The organism is Bacillus sp. MN7755 (genome assembly GCF_054771475.1).
Window position 1 is genome coordinate 218,292 of record NZ_BTRL01000013.1, and the last position, 12,991, is coordinate 231,282.

A 12,991-nucleotide genomic window follows, 5' to 3' on the forward strand; every position below is an offset into this window, starting at 1 on the left:
CGAGGATGATGATATAGTCCGATACTCCAATGAAAATTGGAGAGTATGAGATAAAGAGCTCATATATAACGAATGTAAAAGGTTCAGATGCAGGTACATCTTTAAAAACAATGTTAATGAGGTTAAATCCTTCAACAAAAGAAGCATATAACAAAATGAGAGATTTAGGACTTATTACTTATAATGCGCAGGCTGGTTTTGATTTCTTAGTTAAAAACGGTATTCAACCAGCTTCTAGAAATGTAGGGGATATAGAAGTAGCTTTAGAACAATATGTAATGAAAACTGAAGGAGTAACGAAATGGAATGATAAATGCGACACCACATTCCGAGAATTAGCAACAAGTTCAGCTTTCTTATCATCAAAATTTTACGATCAACAAGGGCATATTCAAAGTCTAGAAAATATTTCAGGGACACTTCATGAATCAATGAAAGATTTGACAGACCAGCAACGAAGCATGGCTTTAGAAACATTATTTGGTTCGGATGCCGTACGTGGTGCGACTATTCTCTTTAAAGAAGGAGCAAAGGGTGTTAATGAGATGTGGGATTCCATGTCTAAAGTTACGGCAGCTGATGTTGCAGCCACAAAGATTGATACGTTAAAGGGACGTCTTACATTACTAGATTCAGCGTTTTCTACAATGAAAAAAACAATTGGTGATGCACTAGCTCCTGTAGTTCGTGTTTTTGTTGCTGGTCTACAAAAACTTGTAGATGGATTCAATGCATTACCTGGTCCTGTACAAAAGGCAATTGCAATTACAGGCGGTATCGTTCTTGCTTTAACAGCTGTGGCTACAGCGATAGGTGTTGTTTTAGCAGCGTTTGGAATGATTGCCTCAGGAATTGGTTATTTATCTATTGCATTAGCATCAGTCGGTGGGATTGCTGGAATTGCGGCTGGGGCAGTTGGATTCTTAGGAAGTGCGCTTGCCGTTTTAACAGGTCCAGTTGGATTGGTAGCAGCCGCTCTTATCGGGACTGGAGTTGTTGCATATAAAGCATATCAAAAAGCAACAGAAGACAGTATCGCTTCAGTAGATCGCTTTGCTACAAATACAGAAGGGAAAGTAAGCTCTTCAACAAAGAAGGTTCTTGGTGAGTATTTCAAGCTGTCCGATGGTATTAGACAAAAGTTAACTGAAATTAGATTGAATCATGAAGTAATAACAGAAGAACAGTCGCAGAAGTTAATTGGTCAGTATGACAAACTAGCTAATACAATCATTGAAAAAACCAACGCAAGACAGCAAAAAGAAATTGAAGGACTTAAAAAGTTCTTTGCTGATTCGTATGTATTAACCGCTGAAGAAGAGAATAAACGAATCGAACAGTTAAATCAGCACTATGAACAAGAAAAGCTAAAAACACAAGAAAAAGAAAATAAAATTAAAGAAATTCTACAAACAGCCGCTAGGGAAAATAGAGAATTAACAACATCCGAGCGGATCTCGTTACAAGCATTACAGGATGAAATGGACAGAGTTGCAGTTGAGCATATGTCTAAAAATCAAATGGAGCAAAAGGTTATTCTTGAAAATATGCGTGTGCAGGCTAGTGAAATTTCAGCTAGACAGGCAGCGGAAGTTGTAGAGAATAGCGCCAAAGCAAGAGATAAAGTAATTGAAGATGCGAAAAAGACCCGTGATGAAAAAATTGCAGAGGCGATTCGCCAACGTGATGAAAATAAAACAATCACTGCTGATGAAGCGAACGCAATCATTGCAGAGGCAAAACGTCAGTATGATAGTACAGTTTCTACAGCTCGAGATAAGCATAAAGAAATTGTGAGTGAAGCAAAAGCGCAAGCTGGTGAACATGCAAATCAGGTAGATTGGGAAACTGGCCAAGTAAAATCGAAATATCAAGTTATGAAAGATGATGTTGTCCGAAAAATGAAAGAAATGTGGTCAGATGTTACCAACAAATATGAAGATATGAAAACCTCTGCAAGCAATAAGGTAGAGGAAATAAAAAATACAGTTTCAAGGAAATTTGAAGAGCAGAAAAGAGCTGTTACTGATAAAATGCGGGAGATCAAGAACGATATTGAAGACAAGTGGAACACAGTTGAAAAATTTTTCAGCACTATAAATCTACGTTCCATCGGTAAATCAATTATAGAAGGTCTTGGAAAAGGAATAGATGATGCTTCAGGAGGTTTGTTTAGTAAGGCAGCTGGAATTGCAAATGATATTAAAAAGACTATTTCTGGGGCGCTAGAAATTAATAGTCCATCTAAAGTTATGATTCCAATTGGTAGTGCGGTTCCAGAAGGTGTTGGAGTTGGTATGGATAAAGGGAAACGATTTGTTGTTAATGCAGCAAAAAATGTAGTCGGAACTGTTAAGAAACAAATGGGGAATATGCCATCTGTGTTTGATTTTGGATTCCAAACGAATCAATATAGTATCCCACGTAATACATTTGGCGATTTCAATGGATATACGCAACCGCAATTATCTTATAACAATCCATCTATGGCAAAAACTATATTCCCAGATAGATCGAGTAGAGAACAAGAATTGAAATTAACTTTAAACATGACAAATGTTTTAGATGGAAAAGAGCTTGCAAATGGAAGTTACACTTACACTACAAAACTTCAAGATCGTGAACAAAAAAGAAGAGCGGAATTTTAAAGGGGATGAGCACGTTGGGGAAACTCAGTTTTACTTTTAATAATATTAGAAAAGATTATATTCAAATGCTAGTTGGAAGAAAACGTCCTTCATGGGCTCCAGTAAAAAGAAGATTAGTAAGAGTCCCTCATCGCGCAGGGGCTCTTTTACTTAATACAGAAACGGAGGAACGTCGTATTGACGTTCCTCTTGTTATTAAAGCGAAAAAAGATATGGCGGATTTACAAAAGGTAAAAGAGGATTTAGCAGATTGGTTATATACAGAACAACCCGCTGAGCTTGTTTTTGATGATGAATTAGACAGGACGTATATAGCATTAATCGATGGGGTTGTAGACTTAGATGAAATAGTCAATAGAGGAAAGGGCATCATTACTTTTGTTTGTCCAATGCCGTATAAATTAGGGAAAACAAATACTCACAAGTTTACTCAAGAGTGGTCTACAGAAACAACTTCTTATTTTACTAATAAAGGAAGTGTAGAAGCTCCAGCGTTAATTGAAATGACTGTAAAAAAACCAAGTACCTTTTTAGATGTATGGTTTGGAGAGTATCCGCATAATCGTGATTATTTTAGAATAGGCTACCCTCTGACTGTGGAAGAAACCACAGTACAAGAACGAGAAAGAGTCATGTGGGATGAAATGGCTATTCCTATAGGATGGACACCTGTTACTGGACAATTTGAGGAGATGAAAGGGACAGGTAGTTTTAAATCAAGAGGTGGTCATGCACTATATTGTGAAGATTACGGAAAAGAGACAGGATTCTACGGTGCTATAGCCAAGAAAAACATTCCGGGCGGCCCATTACAAGACTTTGAAATGGAGGCATGGGTGACTTTAAAGTCCAAAAACATAGGTGAAATGGGACGTGTTGAAGTTCTTCTTTTAGATGAGTCGAGTAATGTGGTATCCCGCATCAATATGAATGATCTATATGCAACTGCTGAAATTACAAGGGCGCATATGAAAATTGGAAATAGCGGAACACCCAATAGTTTTCGAAAATTAGTTGATACAAGTGGATATTATTCGACTACATTTAACCAATTCCGAGGGCGTTTGCGTATCGCTAGGCGGGGTAAGGTGTGGTCTGTATATGTGGCTAAGTTTATAGATGGTACAGAAAAAGATGGCGCTTCGCTTGTAGAACGTTGGATTGATGAAACAGGAAATCCGATGACAGAACGTAAAATTGCACAAGTTATGATTGCGATTTGCAAGTGGGATAATCACCAGCCTATTAACGAAATACAAATTGATGATTTAAAGATTTGGAAGGTAAACAAAGTTCCATCTAATGCACAACCATATATCTTTGATACTGGAGATAAAATTGTTATCGATACTGAGAAAAGTCTTGTCACGATCAACGGGGAGAATGCAATCAATATAAAAGAAATCTTTAGTAATTTTCCTATCGTAATACGTGGTGAAAATCGTATCGATATAATGCCACCTGATGTAAATGCAACAATCAGTTATAGGGAGAGATATAGATGAGAACACCAAGCGGGATTTTGCATGTTGTGGATTTTAAAACGGATCAAATCGTCGCAGCTATCCAGCCAGAGGACTATTGGGACGACAAACGACATTGGGAACTAAAAAATAATGTTGACATGTTGGATTTTACCGCTTTTGATGGAACAGACCATGCAGTTATGTTACAACAACAGAATCTTGTTTTAAAAGAAGTTCGTGATGGAAGAATCGTACCATATGTTATTACAGAGACTGAAAAAAATTCTGATAAACGATCTATTACGACATACGCTTCAGGAGCTTGGATTCAAATTGCTAAATCAGGGATTATAAAACCACAGCGGATAGAGAGTAAGACGGTTAATGAGTTTATTGATTTAGCGCTTTTAGGTATGAAGTGGCAACGTGGAATTACTGAATATGCTGGATTTCATACAATGACCATCGATGAATATATTGACCCACTCACTTTTTTAAAGAAGATTGCATCTTTATTTAAATTGGAAATTCGATATCGTGTTGAGATTAAAGGTTCAAGAATCATTGGTTGGTATGTAGATATGATTCAAAAACGTGGGCATGATACAGGCAAAGAAATAGAACTAGGAAAAGATTTAGTCGGTATTACGCGTATTGAACATACACGTAATATTTGCACTGCTTTAGTTGGCTTTGTAAAAGGTGAAGGTGACAAAGTAATCACTATCGAAAGCATTAATAAAGGTCTACCCTACATCGTAGATGCAGATGCGTTTCAAAGATGGAATGAACATGGACAACATAAATTCGGTTTTTATACACCAGAAACAGAAGAACTAGACATGACTCCAAAACGTTTACTGACGCTTATGGAAATAGAATTGAAAAAGCGTGTCAATTCCTCAATCTCTTATGAAGTGGAAGCGCAATCGATTGGTCGTATTTTCGGCCTAGAACACGAATTAATTAACGAAGGCGACACGATCAAAATTAAAGATACAGGGTTTACACCAGAATTATATCTTGAAGCGCGAGTAATAGCTGGAGATGAATCTTTTACAGACCCGACACAGGATAAATATGAATTCGGTGATTATCGTGAGATAGTTAATCAAAATGAGGAATTAAGAAAAATTTACAATCGTATTCTTAGTTCGCTTGGTAATAAACAAGAAATGATAGATCAGCTAGATAAACTAGTGAACGAAGTTAATGAAACCGCTAGTAATGCAAAGAAGGAGTCAGAAGCAGCAAAAGCACTAGCTGAAAAAGTACAAGAGAATATTAAAAATAATACCGTTGAAATTATAGAATCCAAGAATCCACCAACAACAGGTCTTAAACCTTTTAAAACGCTTTGGCGTGATATTAGTAATGGAAAGCCCGGTATTTTAAAAATATGGACAGGTACAGCGTGGGAATCGGTTGTTCCCGATGTTGAATCTGTAAAAAAAGAAACATTAGATCAGGTTAATAAAGATATTGAGTCTACAAAAACAGAGCTAAATCAAAAGGTTCAAGAAGCACAGAATCAAGCTACAGGACAATTTAACGAAGTACAGGAAGGTTTACAAGGTGTAAATCGTACAATTTCTAATATCGAAAATAAACAAGGTGAAATTGATAAGAAAGTAACTAAGTTTGAACAAGATTCTAGTGGATTTAAAACTTCTATTGAATCGTTAACGAAAAAAGATACTGAAATTAGTATTAAATTAAATACGGTTGAGTCCACTGTGGAAGGTACAAAGAAGACTATTTCTGATGTGCAGCAAACAACAAGCGAGCTTAAGAAAACAACAACTGAAATTAAAGAAGAAGCTGGGAAAATCAGTGAGAAGTTAACAAGTGTAGAAACGAAAGTTGATAGTATGGAAATTGGTATCCGAAATCTATTATTAGAAACGGCTACTAAATCGCACTCAGTGAAGAATGGAGAGAATAAGCCACATACCTATTTTGGTGTAGCGAAGGATGCAGTTACTCTAATGCAGGGTAAGAATCTTGCTATGAGCTTTCTATTTACAGGTAAAGTTACTGCATGGGGTACAACGAATAAATGGGCTGGTTTCGAAGTGAAGATTACTTTCACAGACAATACATTTCAGTATACAAGTTGCCGTGTAGAAAATCGTCTAACACTAGGTAAACAGTATAAACAGGAAAGGTTTACAGCGAGTGCTGTAGTAATGGATAAGCCTATTAAAGAGATTTCAGTTTATGCTTTAGCGCGTGATTTCACGGGAGACGTGTTAATTGAAAAGCCTAAATTAGAAATTGGTACAGTACCGACTGCATGGACACCAGCACCTGAAGATCAGGTAACAACAGATGAATTTACAAAGAAAACAACTGATATTGAAAGAAGTGTGGAGGGTGTAAAAACCACTGTAACAAATGTTCAAAATAGCCAAGTTGGATATGAAAAACGTATGAGCAATGTAGAGCAAACAGCAAGCGGATTGTCCTCCACAGTTAGTAATTTAAACAATGTAGTATCAGATCAAGGCAAGAAACTTACTGAAGCAAATACAAAAATCGAACAACAGGCAACAGCAATCAATGCAAAAGTTGAGCTTAAACAAGTAGAGGATTATGTTGCTGGGTTTAAGATTCCTGAGTTGAAACAAACAGTTAATCAAAATAAACAAGATTTATTAGATGAATTAGCTAACAAGCTTGCAACTGAACAATTTAACCAGAAGATGACTATGATTGACAACCGTTTCACTATTAATGAACAGGGTATCAATGCCGCAGCAAAAAAGACAGAAGTATATACGAAGACGCAAGCAGATGGACAATTTGCTACAGGTTCTTATGTAAGAGATATGGAAGCCCGTCTCCAATTAACTGAAAAGGGTGTTAGCATATCTGTAAAAGAAAATGATGTCATTGCAGCCTTTAACATGAGTAAAGAAAACATTAAGTTAAATGCTGCACGAATAGATTTAGTTGGTAAAGTTAATGCTGAGTGGATTAAAGCTGGATTGTTAACTGGTTGCCAAGTTCGAACATCAAATACGGATAACTACGTAAGCTTAGATGACCAATTTATACGTCTCTATGAAAAAGGGGTGGCTAGGGCGTTTCTGGGGCATTACAGAAGAGCAGATGGTGCAGTGCAACCGACTTTTATCTTAGGTTCAGATGAAAAGACTAACGCTCCTGCAGGCACGTTATTTATGTCTCAAGCAGGTGCAGGATGGCCTGGGGCTTATGCGAGCATTGGTATTAGCGATGGCATAGAAAATAATGAAATTCAAAAATCTGTGTATTGGGAGTTGCAAAGAAATGGACTAAGTGTTCTAAACGCTAATGATTACCATGTTTTTTATGCTGGAAATGGAAGTTGGTATTTCAGAAGAGGAAAAGCGGGGTTGTATCAAACTTCGTTAGTCGTTGAAGATAATAGTACAGATTCTGATTTAAGATTACCTAATGTAACTTTACGTAATAGCCGTGTAGCAGGATATACAGGAGTTATCCAACTGAAATCATCTGTTACTCAAAATGGCTGGGGCGCTGTTCAAGGGAATTTTATGACTCCTTCACTACGGGAATATAAATCTAATATCCGTGATATTTCTTTTTCGGCCTTAGAAAAAATTAGAAGTCTTAAAATTAGACAATTTAATTATAAGAATGCTGTAAACGAACTATACCGGATGAGAGAGGAAAAAAGTCCCAATGATCCACTATTGACAACAGAAGATATTAAAACATACTACGGTTTAATCGTAGATGAATGTGATGAAATGTTTGTGGATGAAAGTGGGAAAGGGATTCACTTGTATTCATATGCATCCATTGCAATGAAAGCTTTACAGGAAGTTGATGCAACAGTACAGGAACAGGAGGTAGAAATAGCAAATCTAAAATCACAAGTAGCTAGTCAAGAAAATCGGATAGCCCAATTAGAAGAGTTATTACAACAATTAATTGATAAGAAACCAGAGCAGCCATAAGCTGGTCTTTTTTTATTGTCTAAAAAGGGGGGGTTAAAGTGGAAGGATTACAAGAAGTAAGAAGTGATGTTCAAGAAATCAAGCAAGAAATTAAAGAAATAAGATTAGAAGTGAAAAGCTTAGAAATACGAACAACAGGTAATGAAAAGGACATTATTAATATCAACAAACAGTTAGATAAAATCAGCGCCAATACTACCTGGATTTTACGACTTGTAGTTGGTGGAATTGTTGGGGGTATTCTCACTTTCTTAATGAAAGGAGGTGGGATGTAATGGTGAGTTTAGCTGTAATGATTGGAATTGTAGTTGGTCTTTCACAAATCGTAAAAACAGTTGGATTACAAACAAAATATATTCCGTTATTGAATTTAACGCTTGGCATTGTGCTAGGCGTTTTATTTTTGGATGGAGATATCAAAACAAATGTATTTCAAGGAATCATCATTGGTCTATCAGCAAGTGGATTATTTGACCACACAAAAATAATGAAAAAGGATGCTGATATAAAATGAAAAAAACATTAAAACATATTTCTTCTGTACTCTTTGCTGTTATTTTAGCTTTATCCGTTGCAACAAGTGCTTTTGCGGATAGAACACTTATTATTCCTAATTTACCGAAACAACCATACCGAAATGGTGTAGGTGCTTATGAGGGCGTTGTAGCACATTCTACAGCAACACCAGAAGCACCAGCTATTAATATTCAAAAATATGAGTCTCGTACATGGCGTTCAGCATTCGTACATTATGCAGTTGATTGGAATGAAACAATCCAAATTGCCGATACGAAATACATTGCTTATGGTGCAGGACTAGGAGCAAATAAACGATTTGTTCATGTGGAATTATGCGAAACAAGAGATTATGAGAAATTCAAACGCAGCTATGATAAATACGTTAAGTTATTAGCTAAAATCTTACGTGACCGTGGGTTATCAGTAGAAAAAGGATTATGGACTCACTACGATGTTACAAAATATCTTGGCGGTACAGATCATGAAGATCCACTTGATTATTTACGTAGTCATGGAGTTTTAGAAGCGCAATTTAGAGCAGACGTACAACGAGCATACAATAATTCTAGTGTGGATGTTTCTGTACCTGAAAAGCCATCTAAACCAGCAGAAGTACCGACAGCAGTAACAGACGGAATTGCTTATATTGAAGGCTATAACGTTAATTTACGTAAAGGACCAGGTACAAGCTATTCTAAAATTCGTCAGTTAAACAAACCAGAAGCTTATGTTGTATGGGCTGAAAAAGATGGGTGGTTAAACCTTGGCGGTGAGCAATGGGTTAAAAATGACCCATCTTATGTAAAGTTTAGTAAGAAAAGCACTGTGGATTCTTCAATTGTAGGTAAGCGCGTTGTTTCTAAAGTTAATAATCTACGATTCTATGATGCTCCATCTTGGCAGGATAAAGATGTTGCGGGTTCTGTAGATGCAGGATTAGGATTTACAATTGATGCGAAAGTAAGCGTTAATGGATCTACACAATATAAAGTACACAATAGTAAGGGTAAAACATATTATGTTACTGCAAATGAAGCCTATGTGTATGTGAGGTAGAAGGGCTATCTTTAATTGAGATTTATCCCAATTGTTAAACCAAAATAACGATTGGGATGCATTTTTTATTTTCAACTATTCTCATGAAGAATAATTGAAAATATTAAGTTATTATTATGAGGTTGTGGAAGATGGAGAATGTGATTTGAACACGCTTTCGGAACATTTTTTCTCAAGATTAAAAACATTATTTATACTACCATGTTCCTTCTAATTTGTTATTATATAAAAAAGAAGACGGTAAATCCGTCCTCTTATTACCATTTATCATCAGCTGCTTTATAGGCGTAGTAAACTTTTAATGGTTTTTCACCGCTACTAAGTGATAAATTATAATCACCAGCTCCCACTCCGTCCGGATAATAATCATTGCTTATCCAATTAAAAGTCTGACCTGGCTTAATTACTTCATCCTCTATGTAATACTCTTTGGTTTTCTTGTGTTTAAGATTTACTTTTACGTCAGATTTCCCTCTATTTATAAGTTGTATTTTAAGGTGACCATATCCTGGAGAAACTTTTACATTTATAGTCTTTGCACTGCCGGAGATATCTATTTCTCCTTTAGCATGGTCTTTTACCTCTGCGCTCGCACCTGTAGGAAATGATAGTGTAGTAACCCCACTCATCCCTAAGGCTAAACCTAAAGAAAGTAATATTGGAAATAGTTTTTTCTTCTTCATAATTTCATCTCCCTTTGTTTTATTTAATACAATTCAAATATAAACTAAATTACATAAAATGGTAACATTATAATATATTTCTCATTTTTGGTCGGAATATTCTAAATTTAAATCAAGGAGATATATGAAACACACTAAAAATAGTAGAAGTCATGAAAAAGGAAATTTGAGATGACTCAGATTTCCTTTTTCATGATGATCTCTTGATTCCTATGTTTTATCATTATTTAATTAGATAAACTTTCTTTTTAGAGTGTAAATTTGCAATAAAAAAACACCATTTTTATGTCTTTTCACTTCCATAAATTTAGTTTCTCTTTCTTTGCGAAGAATAACATCTTTTCCACCATTATTAGATTGAGGAGTAACAAGTTGCAAGGAAATAGATATCTAATTTTGTATGCGTATTAAAAGATAGGAAAGTTTATAGATTTAACAAGAATTATAAAATATAATTATATAGATTTTTAAAAAAGAAGTAATTTTATTACATATTATATTTAATAATTTGAGTCTAATTAAAAATGTATTATTCTAGATTTTTGTTAATTTAATTGGATAAATCATTTAAGGGCAATTCGTTTAATGAAAAGATTTTTTTATAAAAAATTCCTTTTTTTGCTATAATTAAGTGGTATCAATAAATACACTCTAGGTAAGAACGTACGTTTGAATATTAGTGCTAGAAATGATAACATAGGAGGAAGAAAGTTAATGAATGATGTAATTGAACAAATTGAAATTTCACAATTAGATGTAAATGATCGCTTTTTCGAAAGTCTGATAGAGGATTATGAGGGTTTCGAAAGATGGTTCGAGAAGAAAGCATATCAAGGTGAAAAAGCTTATGTTTTAAGAGAAAATGGAGTTCAGGGATTTTTGTATCTTAAGGAAGAAGATGAGTCTGATGATACTATCACTCCGAATTTTGTGAAAAAAAGACGTCTTAAGATTGGAACCTTTAAAATCAAGCCACATGGAACAGTTCTGGGAGAACGTTTTATTGGTATTATTTTGAAGAGAATGCTAGAAGAAAAATATTCTGAATGCTATGTAACTCTTTTTGAAAAGCAAGTAAAGTTAGTGGAGATATTTGAAAAGTTTGGTTTTGTTTTTTGGGGGAGAAAAAATAACGGTGAATTGGTATATGTAAAAACATTGGAGAAAAAAAATGATATTTTTAGAGACTTTCCATGTATTCAATTAGAGGACAACAATAAATTTGTACTTGGTATCTATCCTAAATACCATACAAGATTATTTCCGTTTTCAAAACTAGACACGGAAAGAAATCATAAAATAGAAGATTTATCTTTTACAAATACAGTTGAAAAAGTTTATTTAACAGCTATGCTGGGGATAGAAAGTATTCAATCTGGAGATATGTTAGTAATTTATCGAACAGCTGAATGGGGTCAGTCCGCTAAATATAGTTCTGTTGCAACATCTATATGTACTGTAATAGAAAGAAAACATATTAGTGAATTTAATAACATTGACGAATTCATTAAATTTTGCGGTAAAGGAACAATTTTTACCCCTCTAGAGTTAAAAGGATTTTGGGAGTTAAAAAAGTATCCTCATATTATTAAAATGTTGTATAATATTGCATTGCCAAAACGTATTATTAGGAAAGAATTAATTGAAAAAAATGTGATAAGTGACGGGAAGTACGCAGGTTTTATGCCCTTAACAAATTCACAATTTGAAAAGATTTTAGAATTAGGTGAGGTATGTGAAAGTTTTATTATCGATTAAACCGGAGTTTGTAGAAGAAATTATTTCGGGAAATAAAAGATTTGAATACAGAAAAAATATCTTTAAAAGAAAAGATGTTTCTTCTGTAGTAGTTTATGCAACTAAACCATATGGGAAAGTGGTAGGGGAGTTTGAAATAGAAGATATAATTATGGATAATCCCAAAAACATATGGAAACAGACAAAAGAATATTCGGGGATAACTAGAAGATTTTTTAATCATTATTTTGAGGGGAAGCAAAAGGGATTTGCAATACAGATTAAAGAATTTAAAAAATATGAAAAGCCTTTAGATTTAATCGAATTCGATAGTACTTTAAAAGGTGCACCTCAATCATTTTGTTATACCAATGGAGGCATATGATGGTAGAATATATTTTTTTATCTGGCATACATGGTGTTGGAAAGTCAACTTTAGTAAAAAAGTTGCAAAATGACATGAATCTTGAAGCATTTTCTGTTAGTGATTTAATTAGAAAAGCTGGTAATGATATTGAAATATCTCAAAAGAGTACTGGTAATATTTCGAGGAATCAAGAAATGTGGAAGAGTGAATTAAACAATTTAGAATTAACTGATTCAAAATTGGTGTTAGATGGACATTTTTGTTTATTAAACTCGAAAAATGAAATAAAGCCTTTAGATTTTGCAACTTTTAAGGGTACTAATATGAGTAAGATTATTTTCATGAAAAATAATCCTCAAGTAATAAAAGAAAGATTATTCAAAAGAGATCGTATAAAATATTCGATAGAACTGTTAGCGGATTTTCAAGAATTTGAAATGTGTCAGGCTATTAAATATTCGCAAGAGAATGATATCGAGTTATTTATGTATGATGAAATTGAACCATACTCAGAGCTAATTAGATTTATTAAAAGCTAGTAGTATTT

10 protein-coding genes are annotated in these 12,991 nt (G+C 34.5%); 9 read left to right on the plus strand and 1 reads right to left on the minus strand.

The window, feature by feature from the left end; translation table 11 throughout:
* The first annotated feature begins 29 nt into the window (after positions 1 to 29).
* From ACYVEC_RS16045 to ACYVEC_RS16070, 6 genes are read left to right on the plus strand one after another with little or no spacing between them, the layout of a single operon-like run.
* Complete coding sequence (locus tag ACYVEC_RS16045; RefSeq protein ID WP_460507247.1) at positions 30 to 2,648, plus strand: phage tail tape measure protein; 2,619 nt, start codon at positions 30 to 32, stop codon at positions 2,646 to 2,648.
* A gap of 5 nt (positions 2,649 to 2,653) precedes the next feature.
* Positions 2,654 to 4,153 (plus strand): distal tail protein Dit, encoded by a 1,500-nt coding sequence (locus tag ACYVEC_RS16050; RefSeq protein ID WP_431113461.1) that lies wholly within the window; start codon positions 2,654 to 2,656, stop codon positions 4,151 to 4,153.
* Positions 4,150 to 8,082, plus strand: coding sequence for a phage tail spike protein (locus tag ACYVEC_RS16055; protein ID WP_431113462.1), 3,933 nt, complete (start codon positions 4,150 to 4,152; stop codon positions 8,080 to 8,082). The genes ACYVEC_RS16050 and ACYVEC_RS16055 overlap by 4 nt, the downstream gene beginning before the upstream one ends.
* Before the next feature lie 38 nt (positions 8,083 to 8,120).
* Complete coding sequence (locus ACYVEC_RS16060) at positions 8,121 to 8,357, plus strand: hemolysin XhlA family protein (protein ID WP_431113463.1); 237 nt, start codon at positions 8,121 to 8,123, stop codon at positions 8,355 to 8,357.
* Entirely contained in the window at positions 8,357 to 8,596 is a 240-nt protein-coding gene (locus tag ACYVEC_RS16065) for a holin (RefSeq protein WP_431113464.1), read from the plus strand. Before ACYVEC_RS16060 ends, ACYVEC_RS16065 begins: the two co-directional genes overlap by 1 nt.
* Positions 8,593 to 9,657, plus strand: a complete 1,065-nt coding sequence (locus ACYVEC_RS16070; protein WP_431113465.1) for an N-acetylmuramoyl-L-alanine amidase — start codon at positions 8,593 to 8,595, stop codon at positions 9,655 to 9,657. Before ACYVEC_RS16065 ends, ACYVEC_RS16070 begins: the two co-directional genes overlap by 4 nt.
* Positions 9,658 to 9,914: 257 nt before the next feature.
* Here ACYVEC_RS16070 and ACYVEC_RS16075 read toward each other — a convergent pair whose 3' ends face one another.
* A complete protein-coding gene (locus ACYVEC_RS16075; protein ID WP_431113466.1) occupies positions 9,915 to 10,340 on the minus strand; it encodes a hypothetical protein in 426 nt (141 codons plus the stop codon).
* Positions 10,341 to 11,054: 714 nt separating this feature from the next.
* On the opposite strand from ACYVEC_RS16075, the gene ACYVEC_RS16080 reads away from it, so the two are divergent.
* From ACYVEC_RS16080 to ACYVEC_RS16090, 3 genes are read left to right on the plus strand one after another with little or no spacing between them, the layout of a single operon-like run.
* On the plus strand, positions 11,055 to 12,098 hold the full coding sequence (locus ACYVEC_RS16080) for a hypothetical protein (RefSeq protein WP_431113467.1): 1,044 nt from the start codon (positions 11,055 to 11,057) through the stop codon (positions 12,096 to 12,098).
* Entirely contained in the window at positions 12,076 to 12,462 is a 387-nt protein-coding gene (locus ACYVEC_RS16085; RefSeq protein ID WP_097850605.1) for an ASCH domain-containing protein, read from the plus strand. Before ACYVEC_RS16080 ends, ACYVEC_RS16085 begins: the two co-directional genes overlap by 23 nt.
* The gene (locus tag ACYVEC_RS16090; RefSeq protein ID WP_431113468.1) at positions 12,462 to 12,983 is read left to right on the plus strand and encodes an ATP-binding protein; all 522 of its coding nucleotides are present in this window, start codon (positions 12,462 to 12,464) and stop codon (positions 12,981 to 12,983) included. Before ACYVEC_RS16085 ends, ACYVEC_RS16090 begins: the two co-directional genes overlap by 1 nt.
* Positions 12,984 to 12,991: the final 8 nt, after the last annotated feature.